This is a genomic window from Klebsiella aerogenes KCTC 2190 (assembly GCF_000215745.1).
GTDB lineage: Bacteria > Pseudomonadota > Gammaproteobacteria > Enterobacterales > Enterobacteriaceae > Klebsiella > Klebsiella aerogenes.
The window spans coordinates 2,837,363-2,860,675 of sequence record NC_015663.1; the positions used below are offsets into that span (position 1 = coordinate 2,837,363).

19 protein-coding genes are annotated in these 23,313 nt (G+C 52.5%); 11 read left to right on the top strand and 8 right to left on the bottom strand.

What is annotated here, in order from left to right; genetic code table 11:
- Nucleotides 1-236: 236 nt before the first annotated feature.
- On the bottom strand, nt 237-593 hold the full coding sequence (locus tag EAE_RS13445; RefSeq protein WP_015704645.1) for a YidB family protein: 357 nt from the start codon (nt 591-593) through the stop codon (nt 237-239).
- A gap of 430 nt (nt 594-1,023) precedes the next feature.
- Here EAE_RS13445 and EAE_RS25245 point away from each other — a divergent pair, with 430 nt between their 5' ends.
- From EAE_RS25245 to EAE_RS13460, 3 genes are all read left to right on the top strand, one after another.
- A complete protein-coding gene (locus EAE_RS25245; protein WP_075208683.1) occupies nt 1,024-1,389 on the top strand; it encodes a hypothetical protein in 366 nt (121 codons plus the stop codon).
- 891 nt (nt 1,390-2,280) lie between these two features.
- A complete protein-coding gene (locus tag EAE_RS13455; RefSeq protein WP_015704646.1) occupies nt 2,281-3,201 on the top strand; it encodes a Kdo(2)-lipid IV(A) acyltransferase in 921 nt (306 codons plus the stop codon).
- A 103-nt stretch (nt 3,202-3,304) separates the two neighbouring features.
- Nucleotides 3,305-3,577: a YdgH/BhsA/McbA family protein gene (locus EAE_RS13460; protein ID WP_015367862.1), complete on the top strand. Its 273-nt coding sequence runs from the start codon at nt 3,305-3,307 to the stop codon at nt 3,575-3,577.
- A 110-nt stretch (nt 3,578-3,687) separates the two neighbouring features.
- Here the strand turns inward: EAE_RS13460 and EAE_RS13465 are convergent, their stop codons facing one another.
- Nucleotides 3,688-4,794, bottom strand: coding sequence for an alkene reductase (locus tag EAE_RS13465; protein ID WP_015704647.1), 1,107 nt, complete (start codon nt 4,792-4,794; stop codon nt 3,688-3,690).
- 205 nt (nt 4,795-4,999) lie between these two features.
- Between EAE_RS13465 and cadC the strand changes: the two genes are divergently transcribed.
- The 5 genes from cadC to lysS all read left to right on the top strand — a co-directional run bounded on the left by cadC (nt 5,000) and on the right by lysS (nt 13,714).
- A complete protein-coding gene (gene cadC, locus EAE_RS13470) occupies nt 5,000-6,526 on the top strand; it encodes a lysine decarboxylation/transport transcriptional activator CadC (RefSeq protein ID WP_015704648.1) in 1,527 nt (508 codons plus the stop codon).
- A gap of 365 nt (nt 6,527-6,891) precedes the next feature.
- Nucleotides 6,892-8,229 (top strand): cadaverine/lysine antiporter, encoded by a 1,338-nt coding sequence (cadB, locus tag EAE_RS13475; protein WP_015367859.1) that lies wholly within the window; start codon nt 6,892-6,894, stop codon nt 8,227-8,229.
- Between the two features lie 82 nt (nt 8,230-8,311).
- Complete coding sequence (cadA, locus tag EAE_RS13480; protein ID WP_015367858.1) at nt 8,312-10,459, top strand: lysine decarboxylase CadA; 2,148 nt, start codon at nt 8,312-8,314, stop codon at nt 10,457-10,459.
- Nucleotides 10,460-10,519: 60 nt separating this feature from the next.
- Nucleotides 10,520-11,992 carry a dipeptide permease DtpD gene (gene dtpD, locus EAE_RS13485; RefSeq protein WP_015704649.1) on the top strand — a complete coding sequence of 491 codons (1,473 nt, stop codon included), beginning with the start codon at nt 10,520-10,522 and terminating at the stop codon, nt 11,990-11,992.
- Between the two features lie 204 nt (nt 11,993-12,196).
- Nucleotides 12,197-13,714, top strand: coding sequence for a lysine--tRNA ligase (gene lysS / locus EAE_RS13490; protein WP_015704650.1), 1,518 nt, complete (start codon nt 12,197-12,199; stop codon nt 13,712-13,714).
- Between the two features lie 58 nt (nt 13,715-13,772).
- Here lysS and EAE_RS13495 read toward each other — a convergent pair whose 3' ends face one another.
- The 6 genes from EAE_RS13495 to EAE_RS13520 all read right to left on the bottom strand — a co-directional run bounded on the left by EAE_RS13495 (nt 13,773) and on the right by EAE_RS13520 (nt 20,720).
- Nucleotides 13,773-15,161: an amidohydrolase family protein gene (locus tag EAE_RS13495; protein WP_015704651.1), complete on the bottom strand. Its 1,389-nt coding sequence runs from the start codon at nt 15,159-15,161 to the stop codon at nt 13,773-13,775.
- Between the two features lie 17 nt (nt 15,162-15,178).
- The gene (locus EAE_RS13500) at nt 15,179-16,129 is read right to left on the bottom strand and encodes a carbamate kinase family protein (protein WP_015704652.1); all 951 of its coding nucleotides are present in this window, start codon (nt 16,127-16,129) and stop codon (nt 15,179-15,181) included.
- Between the two features lie 127 nt (nt 16,130-16,256).
- Complete coding sequence (locus EAE_RS13505) at nt 16,257-17,675, bottom strand: YlbE family protein (RefSeq protein WP_015704653.1); 1,419 nt, start codon at nt 17,673-17,675, stop codon at nt 16,257-16,259.
- Nucleotides 17,675-19,222 carry an acyl-CoA synthetase FdrA gene (gene fdrA / locus EAE_RS13510; protein ID WP_015704654.1) on the bottom strand — a complete coding sequence of 516 codons (1,548 nt, stop codon included), beginning with the start codon at nt 19,220-19,222 and terminating at the stop codon, nt 17,675-17,677. The genes EAE_RS13505 and fdrA overlap by 1 nt, the downstream gene beginning before the upstream one ends.
- Nucleotides 19,212-20,075, bottom strand: a complete 864-nt coding sequence (locus EAE_RS13515; RefSeq protein WP_015704655.1) for an oxamate carbamoyltransferase subunit AllH family protein — start codon at nt 20,073-20,075, stop codon at nt 19,212-19,214. Before EAE_RS13515 ends, fdrA begins: the two co-directional genes overlap by 11 nt.
- Before the next feature lie 39 nt (nt 20,076-20,114).
- Nucleotides 20,115-20,720, bottom strand: coding sequence for an ankyrin repeat domain-containing protein (locus tag EAE_RS13520; RefSeq protein WP_015704656.1), 606 nt, complete (start codon nt 20,718-20,720; stop codon nt 20,115-20,117).
- Between the two features lie 259 nt (nt 20,721-20,979).
- Between EAE_RS13520 and EAE_RS13525 the strand changes: the two genes are divergently transcribed.
- The 3 genes from EAE_RS13525 to EAE_RS13535 all read left to right on the top strand — a co-directional run bounded on the left by EAE_RS13525 (nt 20,980) and on the right by EAE_RS13535 (nt 23,274).
- A complete protein-coding gene (locus tag EAE_RS13525) occupies nt 20,980-21,474 on the top strand; it encodes a DUF1097 domain-containing protein (RefSeq protein WP_015367847.1) in 495 nt (164 codons plus the stop codon).
- 101 nt (nt 21,475-21,575) lie between these two features.
- Entirely contained in the window at nt 21,576-22,514 is a 939-nt protein-coding gene (locus EAE_RS13530; RefSeq protein ID WP_015704657.1) for a LysR substrate-binding domain-containing protein, read from the top strand.
- A 118-nt stretch (nt 22,515-22,632) separates the two neighbouring features.
- A complete protein-coding gene (locus EAE_RS13535; protein ID WP_032709922.1) occupies nt 22,633-23,274 on the top strand; it encodes a helix-turn-helix domain-containing protein in 642 nt (213 codons plus the stop codon).
- The last annotated feature ends 39 nt before the right edge of the window (nt 23,275-23,313 follow it).

A 23,313-nucleotide genomic window follows, 5' to 3' on the forward strand; every position in this document is an offset into this window, starting at 1 on the left:
AATCCATGCGATTAGGGATGGGAGTGCGAAACCTAATCCAGAAACAAAAATTAACACATTGAAGTATCGAACATCATAAAATTCAAGCCAGACAATAATAAATGTACTCCAGTGAAGATAATGAAAAGAAAGTCCGCACCAAAGCAATACTGCAGCGCCACCGCTATAAAGTGAGATAACCAGAATAGCAAGCAGTAGTATTGTTGTTAGCGTTTTTTTGTGATGCCCCATTGTTGCTAAGCGTTATGGGGCGCTGTGCCAGAAGTGGCGGTATCCATTACTGCTTTCGGCGTAATCATAGGTAAAAACTGCGCTACCAGGTTTGCGGCGCCTAAAATATCGGTGCCACATTTCTCTGCAAGAGGCTGGAGCTCAGAAAAATCTATAAACTCAAGGACCTGAGCCGCATCAATGCTGAGTGCCTTGTTATTGCTTTGCCATGAAGAAACAACGTGGGTAAGGTTATGTTCATTCATTTTTTGTAAGAGATGTTGTATTCCACCCAAACTATTTACCCATAAAGCCACATGCTCAAGATGCGATTCAGACTGTTCATAACCAAATAGCTTTTTAAGAAAAATAGCGAGGCGCATATTTACTCCATTTTTATTGTAAATGATGTGTATTGTTTAGCGTCGATTGTTAAACAGGAAGCATTCAATTAAATTGGAAGACATATATAGGTGGCGGACACATCAGCGACGAAAACTACAACGGAGGAATTTGATGTGCCCGCCGTGTTTTGCATAAGTTAATCTAATAAAAATTTCTATGAACTCAATTATATTATTATTTTCAGTCCTGATAGACAATACTAATTCATTTAAATGGTTATTTAATAATGTGAGTTCTTTAAATTTTCTTTTTAAATTATTTATGTTGCATGTTTGTATTATCAAGATACAATAATTGTTAAATCAATAAAAACTAATGCTGTTCTAACATCACTTATTAGGCCACTTGATATGAGTGGCTTTTTTTTATCATTGACAGCAATAATTCTTAAAATTACAAACGGGATTTATGATAATAAAAAATCTTATGGTTTCTTTAGTCATGCTTAACTCAGTAGCAGCAATGGGAAATTCCGGGGTTCGCTTATCGTGTCATTTCAGGGAAAATGTTTTAATATCACGCTTTAGTTATCATCTTAGTACTATGTTATGGGGGGATAACTTCGAAGTGGCTTCAGGTAGCCTCAAAGGACGGACCAATAGCGGACTTAGATTTGAAGTGACTGCATTTCGCAATGGTGATGATTTGGTTTATCTGGTGGATAAAAAACAATATCAGTTTTTCTATGGGGGAAAACCTCCGGCTGATAGATGTGAAATCATTGAGCGGGTCAGTTATCCCGTGACTAGCCTTCCTTATCATAGCGCGCGTTAATCGAAATGCCGGAGATATGAAGTGTATTCTCCCTTTTCTTATTCTCCTGGCCCTCGATGTAAAATGAGGTCTCCGGAAGTTCTAAAAAAATAGACCAGCTATGATGATTACTAATCCACACCAAATGATTCCGCATAATGAAAATGCCATGACCCACACGGTTGCTCGGTATCCCATTATTAATTCCCCAATGATTTACATTCTTCTGGTGTAAATTTTCGTTACAGCAACTTGTAAATGATCTATCTATGATAGTAACTATATCTTTATATTTACTATGTAATGTTCGGTTATGGCAACATAAAAAATTTAATTGTTATTTTGTAATATTTTAAAAAGTTGTTGTTAAATATGGTGTTGTTAGCTTATTTAATAATTTTAAATAGAGTATATAAAATGATAGGATTCGCTAGCATAGCGTTTTCTACATCGAAATCTTCTTTCGGTTGTGACGGAGAGAGATAGTTCATGCATGAAGTTAAAAAAACAGTTAAATGAGAGAATGATTTTAGAACGCAGTTGTCAGCCAGAGAGATAGGGTAGGTTTGTTTAACCTTTCACTGCCGGTATGCACGATCGTAATGGTTCAAATTTGGAGCCAGCGCTACTGATGAAGTGGAAGTCTACGAACCAGTGTTAGTTAGCATTTATTTTCAAATGAGAAAAAATCTCATATAATCTTCCATATCACCATCAGGTTAATTAATAATAAATTTGTTACACAGTTCGTTTAATACCAGGGCAGCGTACAGGTTATAGTCTACACTTGTATGCGTATTACCGCACGAATAGGAAAAAACTAAATGTTGTGGATCGGGTACCTTATCCGCAAATTCGGACTGAGGCCTCCCACTGGCATGTAAATCAAGGATCCTGAAGAGCAATAGTCAGATGTCGCATTTACCCAAATTCTCTCTTTCATTATTACACCCGCGTTACTGGCCGGCATGGCTGGGCATTGGCTTATTGTGGCTGGTGGTACAACTTCCTTATCCGCTGATCTATCGTCTGGGCCATGGTCTGGGGCGTTTATCTATGCATTTTTTGCGCGGAAGGGTACGTATTGCGCAGCGCAATCTTGAGCTCTGCTTTCCTCACCTCAGCCCGGCGCAGCGTCATGAAATGTTGGTTAAGAATTTTGAATCTTTGGGCATGGGGTTGATGGAAACCGGCATGGCATGGTTCTGGCCAACCCATCGCGTCGAGCGCTGGACCGAGACCAGTGGCGTCAATGAAGTCGTTGAACTGCAGGAACAGAAGCAGGGTATTTTGCTAATTGGCATTCACTTTCTGACCCTGGAACTCGGCGCGCGGATGTTTGGCATGTTCACGCCGGGGATTGGCGTTTACCGGCCAAATGATAATCCGCTGATCGACTGGCTGCAAACCTGGGGACGGCTGCGTTCTAACAAGACGATGCTGGATCGTAAAAACTTGAAAGGTATGGTTAAGTCGCTGAAAGAGGGCGAGATCCTCTGGTACGCTCCGGATCATGATTATGGTCGCGCCAGTAGCGTATTTGTTCCCTTTTTCAATGTGGATAATGCTGCGACCACCACCGGTACCTGGATGCTGGCGAGAATGTCAAAAGCCACCATCGTTCCTTTTGTTCCGCGAAGAAAGCCCAATGGTGCCGGGTATGAGCTGATTGCGCTGCAGCCAGAGGCGACGCCGCCGCTGGATTCCCCGGAAACTACCGCCAGCTGGATGAACAAAATTATTGAGCAATGTATCCTGATGGCGCCGGAACAGTACATGTGGCTGCATCGTCGTTTTAAGACCCGTCCGGAAGGGGTACCGTCGCGCTACTAAGCGCGGTGAACGGTGAAAAATAATCCGATAAATAGCGCGCTTATTAATCTAGTGTCTATACTGAAAGAGCCTCAATTAGGCTCTAATCCAAGGAGAATGTAGGATGAAAAAGGTATTAGTCGCTTTAGCTCTTTCTGCTGTTGCCTTTGGCGCCTCGGCAGCGCAATTAATTACTAAAGAAGAAGCTTCGCATTTCAAACTGACTCACGTGGGCAGTATTTCTGTGGGGCCGTCTGGCGGGCAATTCTCTTCACCTTCTGACCTGCACGACCAACTTTCTAAGTTGGCAGATGAGAAGGGCGGTAAATATTATATTATTACCGCGGCGCGTGAACATGGGCCGAACTTTGAAGCAACGGCGGAAGTGTATAAATAATTAATCACATTGATTAATTATACATAAACGTCGAAAGTCTTATTTTTAACCCGGCATGCCACAGCGCTGCCGGGTTTTTTATTTAAGTGCTATGAAGCGATTTGCTGCGTTTACTTCCCATCGACGGTAGGGTAGTCGAGGTAGCCCTCTTTACCACCGCCGAAAAACTGCTCTCTGATTGGCTGGTTCAGCGGCAGGTTGTGTTGCAGGCGATAGGGCAGATCCGGGTTGGCGATAAACGGACGGCCGAAACCAATCAGGTCGGCCCAGCCCTTAGCCAGCGCCTCTTCGGCACGTTCTACGGTGTATTTCCCTGAATAAATCATCGTGCCGCGGAACACCTGGCGCAGCGCTTCTTTAAAGGCGGCGGGCATCACCGGCGCATCATCCCAGTCGGCTTCGGCGATATGAATATAGGCGATGCCGATATCATTAAGGACGCTGGCCGCCGCCAGATAAGTGGCTTCCGGCGTATCGTCTTTCGACCCCATTAAGGTGGTCAGCGGCGCCAGGCGGATACCCAGTTTCTCTTTCCCAATCGCATCGGCAACGGCCTGCGCGACTTCTTTGAGGAAACGCAGGCGATTGGTTAATGAACCACCGTACTCATCGGTGCGCTGGTTTTCTCGAGAATCAATAAACTGATTAATCAGATAGCCATTCGCACCGTGTAGTTCTACGCCATCAAAACCGGCGGCCATAGCGTTACGCGCGGCCTGCGCATATTGTTCGATGATAGCCGGGATCTCTTCGCGAGTCAGAGCGCGCGGCATCGAGTGCTGCACCATTTCACCGACGCCGTTTTCCGGGCCGCGGCCTTCGACATCGACAAAGACCTTCACCCCTTCAGCCTGAATAGCAGACGAGGAAACCGGCGCGGCATTGCCCGGCTGCAGTACGGTATGGGAGACACGCCCTACGTGCCAGAGCTGGGCAAAAATTTTGCCTCCCGCCTGGTGTACCGCAGAGGTGACTTTTTTCCAGCCGGCGATCTGCGCTTCATTATAGATGCCCGGCGTCCAGGCATAACCCTGTCCCTGTTGGCTAATCTGCGTGCCTTCGCTGATAATTAAACCGGCGCTGGCGCGTTGGGCGTAATACTCCGCCATCTGATCGGTAGCAACATCACCGGCTCCGGCGCGGGAACGCGTCATCGGCGGCATCACGATACGGTTGTTTAACGATAGGTCCTGCAAGGAATAGTGGTCGAATAACATAATGCGTCTCCTTAACGACTTGATGGACGCAGCATAGACCCTGGCTATTTTGGATTAAATGACAACGATGTTCATAGACTGTTAACTGATTTGTATATAAAGGGAGTAGCTTATGCCAAACGTGTGGGGTATTGACCACCCGCATAATTAGGTAGGCGAAATGTGGTATTATCGCGCCTTTCCCTTTTCGTCCTGGGGTTTTTTTATGCAACAACCTGTTGTTCGCGTTGGGGAATGGCTCGTTACTCCTTCTGTAAACCAAATTAGCCGGAACGGACGTCAGCTTACTCTCGAACCGCGTTTAATCGATCTTCTGGTCTACTTTGCTCAACATCCTGGCGAGGTACTTAGCCGGGACGAGCTTATCGATCACGTCTGGACGCGCAACGTGGTGACCAGCCATGTCGTCACCCAAAGTATTTCCGAGTTGCGTAAGTCACTGAAAGACGGCGATGACGGCAGCATGGAATATATTGCGACGGTGCCCAAACGCGGCTACAAGCTGACGGTCCCGGTAATTTGGTGTACGGAAGAGGGCGAAGAGTTGGCGCCGGTTGTCCCGCCAGTGGCCCCTGTCACCGTTCCTGAAACGTCGCCACCGACTATTTCTCCTTCATCTGCTGCGCCAGCGGCGGCGGCAGTGCCGGAAAAACGTAAACGGATCACCACCTTTTGGGTATGGACGCTATTCCTGCTGGCGTTGGGCAGTTGCGTCGCGTTAGTCGCTTTGTCGTCGATAGAATCGCGGCCGCCGGAAACCAAAACTCGCCTGCTGCTCAACCCGCGCGATATCGACATACACCTGGTAAACGGCAGTTCATGCAACAACTGGGCATCGCAGCATGCCTATGCGGTAGGGTTGGGCAGCCTGGTAACCACCTCGCTCAACACTTTCTCGACCTTTATGGTCCACGATAAAACCAACTACAACATCAACGAGCCCAGCAGTTCGGGTAAAACGTTGACCATCGAATTCGTTAATCAGCGCCACTATCGCGCCCAGCAGTGCTTTATGTCGGTGCAACTGGTCGATAACGCCGACGGCTCGACGATGCTCGATAAACGCTACTTTATTACCATGGATAACCAGCTCACCATTCAGAATGACCTGCTGGATAGTCTGTCAACCGCGCTAATGCAGCCGTGGCCGGATCGCATGAAAGCGATGCTGAAACAGTATCAACCCGCGCAAAGCCCTTCATTAACCCGTCTTTATCAGGCCCATCAGCTGTTAATGAAAGGTGATGTTGATTCATTAGGTAAAGCCAGCGATATACTTGATGACGTCATTAAACAATCGCCGGACTTTATTTATGCATACGCCGAAAAAGCGCTGGTGGATGTATTACGTCATTCGCAGCAGCCGTTGGATGAAAAACAATTAGCGACGCTGTATGCCGAGGTTGAAAAAGTAGGTGAAATGCCCGGCATTAAAGATATGGCGATTTTCTACCAGATAAAAACGGTAGATATGTTAGGCAAAGGGAAAATAGATGAAGCGTACAGCGCGATCAACACGGGCATTGATTTAGAAATGTCGTGGATGAATTACGTGCTACTCGGAAAAGTCTATGAGATGAAAGGACAGAACCGCGAAGCTGCCGATGCCTACCTGACGGCGTTTAATTTACGCCCTGGCGAAAACACCTTGTACTGGATTGAAAACGGAGTATTCCAGACCTCCGTCACCCGCGTAGTACCGTATCTAGACAATTTCCTCGCTTCAGAATAAGTAAACCCTCATCATGCTCATGGTTTTGAGTATGATGAGGTTAAATTTATGTATCTCATGAGCACTCTGATTGTTACCTGAAATAAGCGTTATTTTCCTGCCTGGTAACACAATTTCAACACCGGAATGTCTCTCTAACTCTTTGTAAGTAGGCGATGTTTATCTTTTTTTGATATCAACATGTCATGTTTATATGTTAATCGAAAAAGGTCAAAATATCATTTGTCTGATGTTTGTAGTTATTTCACTTTATCTTTAGGATTTATCTCGTACGAATCAGTAATCTTGTTGGCAGTTGGTCGGGTCAATAAATGGTTCTCTATCATGATCTGTACCTCCCAAATAAACTTAGGAGAAAAACAACCATGAGTTCTGCCAAAAAGATCGGGCTATTTGCCTGTACCGGCGTAGTCGCCGGTAATATGATGGGGAGCGGTATTGCACTATTACCTGCGAACCTCGCCAGCATCGGTGGTATTGCCATTTGGGGTTGGGTGATTTCTATTATTGGCGCGATGTCTTTGGCTTATGTTTATGCCCGACTGGCGACCAAGAACCCGCAGCAGGGTGGTCCAATTGCGTACGCAGGGGAAATTTCTCCGGCCTTCGGTTTCCAGACCGGCGTCCTTTATTATCATGCAAACTGGATTGGTAACCTGGCAATCGGTATTACCGCCGTCTCTTATCTCTCTACGTTCTTCCCAATTTTAAATAACCCGGTGCCAGCAGGTATTGCCTGTATTGCCATCGTGTGGATCTTTACTTTCGTTAATATGCTCGGCGGGACCTGGGTAAGCCGTCTGACCACTATTGGTCTGGTACTGGTGCTTATTCCGGTGGTGATGACAGCGGTCGTCGGCTGGCATTGGTTTGACGCGGCAACTTATCAAGCGAACTGGAACACCTCCAGCACCACTGATAGCCACGCGGTCATTAAAAGTATCCTGCTCTGCCTGTGGGCCTTCGTTGGCGTAGAATCCGCCGCAGTGAGTACCGGGATGGTGAAAAACCCGAAACGTACCGTACCGCTGGCAACCATGCTGGGTACTGCGATGGCTGGTATCGTCTATATCGCCGCGACTCAGGTTATCGCCGGTATGTATCCTGCTTCTCAGATGGCCGCATCCGGCGCGCCGTTCGCGATTAGCGCTTCTACCATTCTCGGCGGCTGGGCTGCTCCGATGGTTTCCGCTTTCACCGCCTTTGCTTGCCTGACTTCTCTGGGCTCGTGGATGATGCTGGTTGGCCAGGCCGGCGTACGTGCCGCCAACGACGGTAACTTCCCGAAAGTGTATGGCGAAGTCGATAGCAACGGTATCCCGAAAAAAGGCCTGCTGCTGGCGGCGGTGAAAATGACCGCGCTGATGGTGCTGATTACCCTGATGAATTCCGCCGGTGGTAAAGCTTCTGACCTGTTCGGCGAACTGACCGGTATCGCGGTACTGCTGACCATGCTGCCTTACTTCTACTCCTGTGTTGACCTGATTCGTTTCGAAGGCATCAACATTCGTAACTTCGTTAGCCTGATTTGTTCGGTACTGGGTTGCGTGTTCTGCTTCATCGCGCTGATGGGCGCAAGCTCCTTCGAACTGGCCGGCACCTTCATCGTTAGCCTGATTATCCTGATGTTCTACGGTCGCAAAATGCACCAGCGCCAGCAGAACAACGCAACGGATAACAACAGCCCCGCTAACGCGCACTAATCAGTAACCCTTTTTCCTGAGGCTCCTTCCATCACCTGTCACATCGAGACGGGAGGGGCTTTCTACATCTGGAGATTTGACTATGAACGTTATTGCAATCATGAATCACATGGGTGTTTACTTCAAAGAAGAACCCATCCGTGAACTGCATCGTGCTCTCGAACGCCTGGACTTCCGTATTGTCTACCCGAACGACCGTGACGACTTATTAAAACTTATCGAAAACAACTCTCGTCTGTGCGGCGTGATCTTCGACTGGGATAAATACAATCTCGAACTGTGCGAAGAAATCAGCAAAATGAACGAGTACATGCCGCTGTACGCTTTCGCTAACACCTACTCCACCCTGGACGTTAGCCTGAACGATCTGCGCATGCAGGTTCGCTTCTTCGAATATGCGCTGGGCGCCGCTGAAGATATCGCGAACAAAATCAAACAGAACACTGATGAATACATCGACACCATTCTGCCGCCGCTGACCAAAGCGCTGTTCAAATATGTACGTGAAGGCAAATATACCTTCTGTACCCCAGGCCACATGGGCGGTACCGCGTTCCAGAAAAGCCCGGTAGGCAGCATCTTCTATGATTTCTTTGGTTCCAACACCATGAAATCCGATATCTCCATTTCGGTTTCTGAACTGGGTTCACTGCTCGACCACAGCGGCCCGCACAAAGAAGCGGAAGAGTATATCGCTCGTGTGTTTAACGCTGAACGCAGCTACATGGTGACCAACGGTACATCTACCGCTAACAAAATCGTCGGTATGTACTCCGCGCCTGCCGGCAGCACCGTGCTGATTGACCGTAACTGCCACAAATCGCTGACTCACCTGATGATGATGAGCGACATTACGCCGATCTACTTCCGTCCGACCCGTAACGCCTACGGTATCCTCGGCGGGATCCCGCAGAGCGAGTTCCAGCACGCGACTATCGCCAAGCGTGTGAAAGAGACGCCGAATGCGACCTGGCCGGTACACGCGGTTATCACCAACTCAACCTATGATGGTCTGCTGTATAACACCGACTTCATCAAGAAAACCCTGGATGTGAAATCCATCCACTTTGACTCCGCATGGGTTCCTTACACCAACTTCTCGCCGATCTATGAAGGCAAATGCGGGATGAGCGGCGGTCGCGTTGAAGGGAAAGTGATCTACGAAACCCAGTCCACGCATAAACTGCTGGCGGCATTCTCTCAGGCTTCGATGATCCACGTGAAAGGCGACGTTAACGAAGAAACCTTCAACGAAGCCTACATGATGCACACCACCACTTCTCCGCACTACGGTATCGTGGCTTCCACCGAAACCGCGGCGGCGATGATGCGCGGTAACGCCGGTAAACGCCTGATCGACGGTTCTATCGAACGTTCTATCAAGTTCCGTAAAGAGATCAAACGTCTGAAAGGCGAGTCTGAAGGCTGGTTCTTCGATGTATGGCAGCCGGAACATATCGATGGTGCTGAATGCTGGCCGCTGCGCTCCGATAGCGCATGGCACGGTTTCAAAAACATCGATAACGAGCACATGTACCTCGACCCGATCAAAGTCACGCTGCTGACTCCGGGAATGAAGAAAGACGGCACCATGGATGATTTCGGTATTCCGGCAAGCATCGTGGCGAAATATCTCGACGAACACGGCATCGTGGTTGAGAAAACCGGTCCGTACAACCTGCTGTTCCTGTTCAGCATCGGTATCGATAAGACAAAAGCGCTGAGCCTGCTGCGTGCGCTGACCGACTTCAAACGCGCGTTCGACCTGAACCTGCGGGTGAAAAACATGCTGCCGTCTCTGTACCGTGAAGATCCTGAATTCTATGAAAACATGCGTATTCAGGACCTGGCGCAGAACATCCATAAACTGGTTGAGCATCACAACCTGCCGGACCTGATGTTCCGCGCATTCGAAGTGCTGCCATCCATGGTGATGACCCCGTATGCCGCGTTCCAGAAAGAGCTGCACGGTCAGACTGAAGAAGTGTACCTCGAAGAGATGGTAGGCCGCGTCAACGCCAACATGATCCTGCCGTATCCTCCGGGAGTACCGCTGGTCATGCCTGGTGAGATGATCACCGAAGAAAGCCGCCCGGTGCTGGAGTTCCTGCAGATGCTGTGCGAAATCGGCGCTCACTACCCGGGCTTCGAAACCGATATCCACGGCGCATATCGTCAGGCGGATGGTCGTTACACCGTTAAAGTGCTGAAAGAAGAAAACAACAAGTAATAGACGCACACAAGGGAAGTGGCTTGCCACTTCCCTTTTTTCACGCTGCAAGGAGAACCTATGAAAACACCCTCACAGCCGCGCGCGATTTACTACATCGTAGCGATCCAGATCTGGGAGTACTTCAGCTTTTACGGCATGCGCGCCTTACTCATCCTTTATCTCACCCACCAACTTGGCTTTGACGATAGCCACGCCATCAGTCTGTTCAGCGCCTACGCATCTTTAGTTTACGTAACCCCCATTCTCGGCGGCTGGCTTGCCGACCGCCTGCTCGGTAACCGCACGGCGGTGATTGCCGGGGCGTTGTTGATGACCCTCGGCCACGTGGTGCTGGGCGTCGAATCTGATTCCACCTGGAGCCTCTATCTGGCGCTGGCGATCATTATCTGCGGCTATGGCCTGTTCAAATCCAATATCAGCTGCCTGCTTGGCGAACTGTACGCCGCTGACGACCATCGTCGCGATGGCGGTTTCTCGCTGCTGTATGCCGCCGGTAACGTCGGTTCGATCGCCGCGCCCATTGCCTGCGGGCTGGCGGCGCAGTGGTACGGCTGGCATATCGGCTTTGCGCTGGCGGGGATCGGCATGTTCATCGGCCTGATGATTTTCTTAAGCGGCAGCCGCTACTTCCGCGACACCCGCGGCGTCGATAAACAGGCGCTGCGCGCGGTGAAATTCGTGCTGCCGACCTGGGGCTGGCTGGTGGTGATGCTGTGCCTGGCGCCGGTGTTCTTCACCTTGCTGTTAGAAAACAACTGGTCCGGTTATCTGCTGGCGATTGTCTGCCTGTTCGCCGCGCAGATGGTGGCGCGGATCATGATCAAATCGCCGCAGCATCGCCGCGCGCTGTGGCAAATCGTTCTGCTGATGTTGACCGGAACGCTGTTCTGGGTACTGGCGCAGCAAGGCGGCAGCTCGATTAGTCTGTTTATCGACCACTTTGTTGATCGCCGGCTGTTCAATATTGAAGTACCGACCGCGCTGTTCCAGTCGGTTAACGCGGTAGCGGTGATGGCGGCTGGCGTGATCCTGGCGTGGCTTATCCGCCCGGAAGGGCGTACCCGCTCGGTGTTAAAAGTATGGCTGAAATTTGCTTTCGGCCTGCTGCTGATGGGCGGTGGATTTATGCTGCTGGCGCTGAATGCCCGCCACGGCGCGGCTGACGGTCAGGCCTCGATGGGCATGATGGTCGCCGGGCTGGCAATGATGGGCTTTGCCGAACTGTTTATTGACCCGGTGGCGATGGCGCAGATAACCCGTCTGAACATGCCCGGCGTCACCGGCGTATTAACCGGCATTTATATGTTGGCCACCGGCGCGGTCGCCAACTGGCTGGCCGGGGTGGTGGCGCAGCAAACCACTGAATCGCAAATCAGCGACACGGCGATTGCCGCCTATCAGCATTTCTTCTCGCAGATGGGCGAGTGGACTATCGGCTGCGTGGCGGTAATTGTCATTGTCGCCTTTGCCGCGATTTGCAGCACCGGCCAGCGCAGCGCGACCGGGGACATTAACTCAACAGCCAAGTGATCAGGAGGTGGATATTCTGGCAGGCGCGGAAGCCAACGATAAAAAATACCGTTAGTGAAGCCATAGCTGAGTGAGATCAGCTTGTAGTGAATCCAGAGTCGTTAAGATTGTTCTCTGGTGTGTTACCAGAGACAGGCCGCGCTGAATGGTGACCTGGTTCAATTTATCGAAGCTAGTTTGAAAGCAGGGTTATGAGGAACCAACATGTCTGAACAACAAGCACAAGGTGCCGATGAGGCAATTGACCTTAATAATGAACTGAAAACTCGTCGCGAAAAATTGGCTGCGCTGCGTGAGCAGGGCGTCGCTTTTCCGAACGATTTCCGTCGCGATCATACCTCTGACCAATTGCACGCTGAATTCGATGCGAAGGATAACGATGAACTCGCTTCCCTGAACGTTGAAGTCTCTGTTGCTGGTCGTATGATGACCCGCCGCATCATGGGTAAAGCCTCTTTCGTCACCCTTCAGGACGTCGGCGGCCGCATTCAGCTGTACGTCGCGCGCGATGACCTGCCGGAAGGCGTCTACAACGAACAGTTTAAAAAATGGGATCTCGGCGACATTATCGCCGCCCGCGGCAAGCTGTTCAAAACGCAAACCGGCGAACTCTCCATTCACTGCACCGAGCTGCGTCTGCTGACCAAAGCCCTGCGCCCGCTGCCGGATAAATTCCACGGCCTGCAGGATCAGGAAGTCCGCTATCGCCAGCGTTATCTGGATCTGATCGCCAACGAAGAGTCGCGTCATACTTTCCGTATCCGTTCGCAGATCCTCGCCACCATGCGTCAGTTCATGGTTGCTCGCGGCTTTATGGAAGTCGAAACCCCGATGATGCAGGTGATCCCAGGCGGCGCTTCCGCCCGTCCGTTCATCACCCATCACAACGCGCTGGATCTGGATATGTACCTGCGTATCGCGCCGGAACTGTATCTGAAACGTCTGGTGGTTGGCGGCTTCGAACGCGTCTTCGAAATCAACCGTAACTTCCGTAACGAAGGGATCTCCGTACGCCATAACCCAGAGTTCACCATGATGGAACTGTACATGGCGTATGCGGATTACAAAGATCTGATCGAACTGACCGAGTCGCTGTTCCGCACTCTGGCGCAGACGGTGCTGGGCAAAACCGAAGTGCCGTATGGTGACCAGGTGTTTGACTTCGGCAAGCCATTTGAAAAACTGACCATGCGCGAAGCTATCAAGAAACACCGTCCGGAAACCAACATGGCGGATCTGGATAACTTCGACGCGGCGAAAGCGCTGGCGGAATCTATCGGTATTCAGGTAGAGAAAAGCTGGGGTCTGGGACGTATCGTCACGGAGATCTTCGATGAAGTGGCGGAAGCGCATCTGATCCAGCCGACCTTCATCACCGAATACCCGGCGGAAGTTTCCCCGCTGGCGCGCCGCAACGACGTGAATCCGGAAATCACCGACCGCTTCGAGTTCTTCATCGGCGGCCGCGAAATCGGTAACGGTTTCAGCGAGCTGAACGATGCGGAAGATCAGGCGCAGCGTTTCCAGGATCAGGTCAACGCCAAAGCGGCGGGCGACGACGAAGCGATGTTCTATGACGAAGACTACGTTACCGCGCTGGAGTACGGCCTGCCGCCGACCGCCGGTCTGGGTATCGGTATCGACCGCATGGTGATGCTGTTCACCAACAGCCACACCATCCGCGACGTTATTCTGTTCCCGGCCATGCGTCCGCAGAAGTAATCGCGTCTGATAAATGACAAAACCCCGGCTTGCCGGGGTTTTTTACATGACGGTGGCATCAGGCGCCGACGCTGCCCCAGACCATCTTACCGTTATGGAAGGTGGCGGTGCGCGGCGAAATTCGCGCCACGGCTTCGGCGGAGCAGGAGGCATCGACCAGCACAAAGCTGGCGTCGTCCTGCGCTTTTGGCCATACGCGCTCGCCCTTGTCATTCAGCGGCAGCACCTCGCCGGTGGCGATCGCCAGCGCGCGCGACAGAGTCTGCTCATTGGGGCGGATATACAGCTGGGCGTAGAGATTAGCTTTCTCCAGCATGTCGCCCAGTCCATACGGCGACCAGTGGTCAATCACGCTATCGGTACCGGTCATCACGAAGACGCCTTTTTCGCGCAGTTGTTTGAGCGGCATGTGCAGAGTGCCGATCGGCACGGTGGAGGCGATGGTGATCTGCTGCGCCGCCATGCGGGTCGCGATGGCATCGACCTGCTGCTCGTTGAGCGTCGCCAGCGCAAAAGCGTGGCTGATGGTCAGCTTGCCTTTCAGCGCCGGGGTCTTCTCCACGGTTTCCACCATATAGTTCACCGCCGCCACGCCCGCCGGGCTGGTTTCATGCAGGTGAATATCCACCCCTTTGTCGTAATCGAGCGCAATCTGGAACATGGTATCGAGCGATTTCTCCATCGCGCCATCGACGTTAGTCGGGTCGAGGCCGCCGACATAATGGGCGCCGGCCTGCATCGCTTCGCGAACCAGTGATTCCGATTTCGACAGCAGCAGCCCGTGCTGCGGAAAAGCGACGATTTCGCAGTCAAAGCCTGGCTTACGCCGCGCCAGTACTTCCTGCAGATTCTCAAGGTTCTTCAGCCCGGACACCGGCTCAATATTGCAGTGGCTGCGGGCGATGGTCGAGCCTTTGGATTGAATCAGGTCGATAAGCTTCTCGGCGTGCGCCTGCGTATAAGGCTGGAGTTCCGGCAGCAGTTTCTGCTCAAGCTTGATCATATCCTGAATGGTGGTGCCCGCCGGGCGGTTCAGCGAGCGCCACGGGCCGCCGTAAAACGTTTTGTCCAGATGGATATGCATGTCGCGCATGGCAGGCAGCATCAGTTTACCGCCCGCGTCATAGCGCGGCAGCGTAGCGTCCGGGTGGCTCAGATTGCTGCGCAGGGCGACGATTTTGCCGTCTTTTATTTCCAGCGTTTGCCGCTCGGTCCGGGTGTGAACCACCACGCCGTTTTCATATTCGAAGCCGCTTTCCAGCAGCACGTTATCAAGGTAGTAATGTTTATCGGCGACGTTGACCGCGCCTTTATTATCGCAGGTGGCCGCGGATGGCGGGTTGCTTGCGGCATACGCCGCCGGCGCGCCTGCCGCCAGCAGGGCGGCGGCGGTGACCATTTTTCCGCTTTGGGTAAGAAATTCGCGACGGCTGTTGTCTTTATTCATTCTTTCTTCCTTTTGTGTCAGTCATGCACAATATGGGTTCCCGTTTCGCCACGTAGCGCGGCTGGCAGACATTCCGGCGTAGTGATGATCACCCGTTTGCCGCCGTGTTGCAGGAACGCGAGGCTGGCGACGATTTTTGGCAGCATACTGCCTGCCGGGAAATGCCCTTCCTGCATATAGCGGCTCATCTCGTCGATACCGACGCGACCCAATGCCTGCTGATTAGGCTTGCCGAAATTCACGCACACTTTCTCCACCCCGGTGGTGATCACCAGAATATCAGCATCAATTTCGCGGGCCAGCAGGGCGGTTGAGAGATCTTTGTCGATCACCGCATCCACGCTCTGGTAGTCGCCCTGTGGACTACGCACCACCGGGATCCCGCCGCCGCCGGCGCCGATCACCACAAAGCCTTGCCGGGTCAGCGCTTTAATAGCTTCCGCTTCGACAATGCGTTTCGGCTCCGGCGAGGCGACCACCCGGCGATAGCCGCGGCCCGAATCTTCCACAAAGCGCCACTCAGGATGCGCCTGTTGTAGTTCATCGCGCTGGCTTTCGCTAAAGAACGCGCCGATAGGCTTGGTCGGATAGGCAAAGCCGGGATCGTTTTTATCCACTTCAACCTGGGTGACGACGGTAACCGCCTTTTGCTCGCCGCGCTGGGCAAGGCGGTTATTCAACGCCTGCTGGATCAGGTAGCCGATGCCGCCCTGGGTATCGGCGACGCAGTTAGCCAGCGGCGTCAGCGGCAGACCTTCTCGTTCATGGGCTATCTCCGAGCGGCGTAAATCCAGCCCAACCTGCGGGCCGTTACCGTGGGTTAGCACCACGTTATAGTCCGAAGCCAGCATCTCCAGCACCGTGCTGGCCACCGCTTTGACCGCCTCGGCCTGATGCCCGATCGACTGGCTGGCGTTATCTTTGATAATGCTGTTGCCGCCAATGGCAACGACGATGAGTTCTTTCATATCTGACTTCCGCTACAGAAGGTGATGTAGTTATTGTTATTGTGTGGTCGTGGTAGTCGCCCGGCCAGGCGTAGGACTGCCGGGGATTTCCCGGGGTCGGCGCAAACGCCTCGCCCGGGCTACAACGTTAAACGTCGTAACGATCGCACCAGCTGAGGATCGCTTTTTCGAAACAGGCGAACGGCGGGTGGACGATCCCGGCGCCGATCATGCCGATCCCGGCGTCTTTATGGGCGATAGCGGTGTTGATCACCGGTAAAATACCGCTGCTGCCGACGCGGGTGATGTCGATCGCGGTCGGGATCCCCATAAAGCCGAGCAGCGGAATGGTGACGTTCGGGTTTTCGCCAAGGGTGATTTCACGCATCTGGCGCGAGAAATCGACCGCTTCTTCTACCGTTCCGCCGACCAGCGCGACGATAGCCGGCGCCGTCGCCATGGCGAAACCGCCGATGCCATAGGTTTCGGTAATCGCGCTGTCGCCGATATCAAGGCCGGAGTCCTCCGGTTTAAAACCGGCAAACATCGGGCCTATCACCTGCTGCGCCGGGCCGGTAAACCATTGTCCCGGCAGGCCGCTGACCCGCAGTCCGAACTCGACGCCGTTACGCGCCATGGTGGTCACCACGGTGCTGTATTCAATACCGTGGGCCGCGTCCATCGCCGCTTTGCACATCGCCATCCACGTCGGCCCGGAGAAGTAATCGCTGCTGGCGACAAATTCGAACACTTCGCGCTGCTGCTCTACCGGATAACCGGCCTGAATAATCCCCGGCGTGAGCGCCTGAATCAGCAGGGTGGTGCCGGCGTTGTTGCGGTTATGGCACTCATCGCCCATGTGTAGCGCCTGCGCCAGCATTAAGCGCAGATCGATTTCGCCGATGATCTTCATGGCGTCTCGCAGCATGGGGCCCTGCACGTCGCGCATCCAGTTCAGACGATCGATAACGCTTTGATCGTTGGCGCCCATGCGTAAAATCTTCGCCATCTGCTCGCTCATGTTGGTATAAGCGATATTGCCGTAGGTTTTGTTCTCGACGATGTGCATGAACATCGACGCCGACGTCACGCCCGCCATCGAACCCACGCAGTCGTGTTCGTGACAGGGTGAGAAGGTAATTTCACCGGAGGCGGCAAGCTCGGCGGCTTCATCCAGATCTTTCGCCAGCCCTTCAAAGACCAGCGCGCCGGTGACCGCGCCTTTCATGGCGCCGCACATGTTTTGCCATTCCACCGGCGGGCCGGCATGCAGAATGGTTTTTGGCGTCATGCCCGGCACGACGTTAATGGCCTGATCAAAGCCGATGAGTACCGGGTGCGACTGAATAATGCGCTCCAGCGCCTGCTGGTTGGCGGCGGCGATTTTATCCGCCAGCGGCGAGTCGGCGATGCGATCCAGCGCCTCGACCACCTGCATATTGCCCTGGCCCGGCGGCGTCCAGTCGAGCTGGGTGACGGCGGTGTGCTGCTTTTTCAAATCGTCGCTGAACATGGCGATACCGACGTTAATCACGTTCAACGGCTGGTTAAATAGCGACTGGCTCATCAGGCTTGCTCCCCTTTGCAGATAAATTCACGCGCCAGCAAACCGGTATTGGTACTGCTGCTGGCCAGAATGACGCCAGCGTCAAGCAGCATCTGGCGCTGTTGCTCCAGCGACGGCGTATCGATGTCGGTGCCTAACACGTAAGCGAGAATCGCTAATGGGCGGCCATCGGCGGCGGCAATGGCTTTGGCCTCTTTGATCGCCGCGATCGTCGAACCCACCGGATCTTCATGCGCTCCGAAGCCCAGCACGAAGTCCATGACGATGACCGCCACTTCGGGATCGCGCGCTTCTTGCAGCAGGCGACTGATACGGTTGGTTGGGTCGATCATCGGGTGCGGCTTACCGTTGGTGAAGTCGTCATCGCCGAAATCGAGGAAGGTGTGTTTGATGCTGCGATTGATATCGCTCAGGCGATAAGCCGGATCCGGCTGAATGTTGCTATAAACATCCGCGTGTTTTTCCAGTACCGCGAACATGGTTTCATCGCACAGGGTACCGCCGCAGAACAGGCCGCGAATGTACTTTTGCTGTGGCGTGAGCTGCGCGCGAACGTCAGCAATCAGCGCCTGGTTCAGCGGATGTACATCGAGATTTTCCTGCTTAATACCGCTCAGCAGGACGGCCTTCAGCGCCGCGTCTTTAGTGCCGCGGGCAAACTGCAGGCCTGGCTCATCGGCGGGAGGCTCGGCGCGGCCGAGGAAGCACGCCACCACCGGTTTACGGCAGGCGCGAGCGCGTTCGAGCACTTTTTTCGCCACCGCTGGAGCCGGTGGTTTAGAAACAAGGACGATAATTTCTGTTTGCGGATCGGCTTCCAGCATCTGAATGGCGTCGAGCATCATCAGGCCGCCGATTTTCTCACTCAGATCGCGGCCTCCGGTACCAATCAGCTGCGAGATGCCACCGCCGAAATCGTGGATACGGACGCTCAGCTCCTGGCTACCGGTGCCGGAGGCGCCGATAATGCCGATGTTGCCACGGCGAACCGCGTTACCGAAGCACAGCGCCGCACCGTTAATAATGGCGGTGCCGCAGTCTGGCCCCATCATCAACAACCCCTTTTCGTGGGCCAGTTGTTTCAGCGCCAGTTCGTCGTCAATAGAGACGTTATCGGAAAACAGCATCACGTTAAGATCGTTTTGCAACGCCTGACGCGCTTCGCGAGCGGCAAACAGACCGTTGACCGAAATAATCGCGAGGTTACTTTGCGGAAGATGTTTTTTGGCGCTGGCGAGGGTAGCGTAGCGCGCTTCGTGCTGGCCGCTTTCGGCCTTTTTGCTGAACAGCGCTTCTATTTCACTGAGTATCTGTTCGCTATCGGCGCCATCTTTGCCCTTGATGACGATCATCAGGTCGCCGTTTTTCGCCGCTTCCAGCTCCGGCGTCAGCAGCCCAAGGTTATTCAGCACCCCTTTATTCATTTCCGTCGCCATCGCCACAAATGCCTGCTCTACGCCGTCGAGCTTATTAGCGCGGGTGGAAATCGACATTAATGAGACGGAATCAAAATAGGTATTCTTCTTCACCACTATTTTAACTGACATTATTCCCTCCATACGTTTGGCTCAGCGCGCAGGCATCCGCCATGCCCAATAGCATGTCGCTGCCGGAACTTGAGCCAATATTTTTAATATCGGCAATAGCCTCAATAGAAAAGGTTGTCGGTTGATTAACCAGCAGATTAATCAACACGGCGATACTTTCGCGATAACGTTGGTTTATCGCTGCCTCCAGCGTTATCGCGCTGAGCGGCGTAGTATTTTGTCGGGCGCTCTGCAGCGCGGTTATAAATGCTTCCCGGTATTGATTAGCCGGATGTCCCTTTATGAATAAAATAACGCTTAGACCTAGCAAATAATCATCCGCCGATGGCGTCAGGCCAATGCCTAATCCGATCATGTTCGCCACGGCGGCGCTGATATTTTTATTTTCGCCAAGCGCTTTAAATAAGGTTTCCCGTCGCTGCTGGAGTTCATGACGCATCGCGTGATAAAAGGGATTGTCGCCGCGATAGAGAAATAACGTGTCATCCTCATGTAACTGCGTAACGATAATATCGCGCCATCGTCGCCAGGCTATCTGGTTAAATGTTGCCGCGTTTAATACCGCCTGCGGCGTTTGCCAGCGCTCACAACGGTGGATGTCTATCCATGTATTATCGCCAATGTAAATCCCTGAATCGGTAAACCGGACGCTTTCCCCTGGCCGGAACAGGTTGTCAAAGTGGGTGAGTGCTAACCTACAGCTATTGGGCGCATTATCAGAAGTTTCACACAGCAGCGTCAGAAGCCCTGGTTTGCCGGGGATGAGCAGGTTCACCGCATGAGTGAAAACCTGCTCGACCTGTCCGCCGCCGCGCTGCGAGAGAAAGCCCTCATCCGCAGTTAGCGCTTGCACACACCGCCATGAGGAGGTGTCGATGGCGATTCTCCTTCCTCAGGCTCCGGCGGCGACCAGCAGGTGGGCTATTTCACTGAATCCCTTATCCCATGCCAGCTCCAGCGGCGATTTACCATACTTATCGGTCATATGCGGGTTGGCGCCGTGGTCCAGCAGCAGTTTGACGATCTCCTGCTGCGTCGCGCCGCCGTCGTTTAAGACAATCGCTTCCAGCAGCGGCGTCCAGCCGACAAAATTGGTGTGGTTAACGTTAATATCCGTTTCCGCCAACAATATTTTCACGATCTCAAGATGGCCTTTTTCACAGGCCGGGGTCAGGCCTACGCCACCGAAACGCGTTAATCGTTCGAGGTCGGGATTTGCCGGCAAAATTAAGCGCAGTAGTTCGACGTCGTTATTCAGGCAGCTAATTAAAAACGGGTTAAAATAGGTCTGGTCCTGCTTATTAATATCCGCGCCAGCGGCAATAAGAACCGAGACACAAGCATAATGTTTATTCAGGCTGGCGAGGGTAATGGCGGTTCGCCCCTGACGATTACTGGCATTAATATCGACGCCACTTGCCAGGCAGGCTGTTAATTTCGCAATATTTCCCTGCTCTGCAGCCAAAAGATAGTCAGCAATAATATTTTCCGTGGCCATCATCTTGCTCCTGTTGTTGCGGCTGAGACTTTCTCGATGGCTTGAGCATAGCAACCAGAAATAGATAAAAGAACCCGCTTAAATTTTATTCGCCATAATCCGGTAGATTATTGAATAACTTTCAACAATCGATGCAGACTGTGCGGCAGAGCAATGTTTACTTCTTTACGCTTATACCCCTTAACGCAATCGGGTTTTCTTTCGATATAGTTGCCGTCAGAAAGCAACGTCATCAATCTATTTTTCAGAGGGGAAAGAGATGAACGGACTCACCGCTACGGGGATCACCGTCGGTATTTGCGCAGGCGTTTGGCAGCTCATTTCCTCGCACGTCGGGCTGCAGCACGGTTGGGAATTATTGGGAACCATCGGCTTCGTCGCGTTCTGTAGTTTCTATGCGGCAGGGGGTGGCCAATCCGGCTTTGTCAAAAGCCTGTGCGTTAACTATTCCGGGGCAGTGTGGGCGTGGCTGGCGGCGCTGGCCGCCGGCGCTCTCGCCTCAGCCAGCGGTATGTCGGGGTTCTGGGCAAGCGTTATTACCACGGTGCCGTTTTCGGCAGTCATCGTCTGGCAGGGGCGCTTTACGCTAACCTCGTTTATTCCCGGCGGCTTCCTCGGCATGACGCTCTTTTTCGCCACCGGTTTGAACTGGACGGTGACATTGCTGGGATTTCTGGCGGGCAACTGCGTTGGCTTTATTTCAGAATATAGCGGGCGCAAACTCAGCGAGGCGACCAGTAAAGAGCGAGCCTGAAGCCGCGACGGGTATTAAGCATTGTTCAAAAATGATTGCCCCTCGCCACAGTAACCAATACATTCAGCTCATGTATGGTTTAGCGAAGGCGGGAAGGGCGCATGAACTCGATTTTTACTGAAGAAAATCTGCTGGCATTCACCACCGCGGCGCGTTTTGGCAGCTTCAGCAAGGCGGCCGATGAGCTGGGGTTAACCACCTCAGCCATCAGCTATACCATCAAACGGATGGAAGCCGGGCTGGACGTGGTGCTGTTTACCCGCAACACCCGCAGCATTGAACTGACGGAATCTGGCTACTATCTGTTTCGCAAGGCCACCGATCTGCTTAATGATTTCCATGCGATAAAGCGCAGCATTGATACTATCTCGCAGGGCATTGAAGCGAGGGTGCGCATCTGCATCAATCAACTGTTATATACGCCGCGCCATACCGCCCGCCTGCTGCAGGTGTTGAAAAAACAGTTTCCCACCTGCCAGATAACCGTTACCACCGAGGTATACAACGGCGTCTGGGATTCGATCATCAATAACCAGGCGAATATTGCTATCGGCGCGCCGGATACGCTACTTGACGGCGGCGGTATCGATTATACCGAGATCGGCGCGATCCGCTGGGTGTTTGCTATTGCCCCGGATCATCCGCTGGCGTTTATGCCCGAACCTATTTCAGAAAGCCAGTTACGCCTCTATCCCAATATCATGGTTGAGGACACCGCCAGTACGATTAATAAAAAGGTCGGTTGGCTTCTGCATGGCCAGGAGGCGATCCTGGTTCCCGACTTCAATACCAAATGTCAGTGTCAGATCCTCGGCGAAGGGATCGGCTTCTTACCCGACTATATGGCTGATGAAGCCATTGCGGAGAATCTGTTGGTGATCCGCCAGATCCACAACCCGCGCCAGGATTCCGGCATGTTGCTGGCCACTCAGCACGCGGCTACCGGCCAGGTGACGCAGTGGATTAAGAAGCAATTCCGCCCCGGCGGGATTTTAACGGCGATCTATGATGATTTATTGCATCGTGGAGAAGCGAAATAGTCTTGCCACACATATCTTTACGCCAAAACTCCAGCTGTGGACTTTTCCCCTCGCTTTGCCTTATATATATTTGATGACGTCGGTGATACGGGAAAGTACGGCAATGGATACGGGGAAGTTGAATAGCAGTTTTGGTCGTATTCATGCGTGCTACCAGAAGCTGCAGTTAAATGCGCATCTCCCACACGTCATCGCCTGTAGCGAAAACGTCGAGTGCGCCACCGGCGAGCGTTTTCAGCCGCAGGATGGGTTCATTTACTTTCTGCTGTCCGGGCAAATCACCCTCGCAGTCAACGACCCTGATAACCTGTTGGGGATTGTGATCGAGCATATGCCGCTGGGCCTGCTTGAGCACTACTGCCCGGCGGTAGAGCTACTATATCAATGTCTCGATCGCTGCCGTTTTGCCAGAATCAGCGTGGAGGATTTCGAGCGTCTCTTCTTTTACTCTTCGCCGGAGTATATGAAAGAGCTGACGACTATTCTGGCCTACATGGGCATTTTTGCTCTCGATGCGCACAACGAGCGCGGCAACCTGTCCGGTTTTCAGACCATAAAATCGATGCTATCGCGTTATCTGTACCGTAACGAGATCGATTGTGGAAAACGTGAAAGCCTGTCCGCTTTTATTATTAAACGGACCAATCTTTCGCGCAGCTATGTATATCAGGTTTTAGCGGCGTTAAAAGAAGGCGGTTATATCACGGTGAAAAAAGGTCAACTCATTTCTATCGACCGAAAAATACCGGATAAATTCTGATTAATATGGTCAGTTGTCAGGGCGATTATGCCCGGCTTG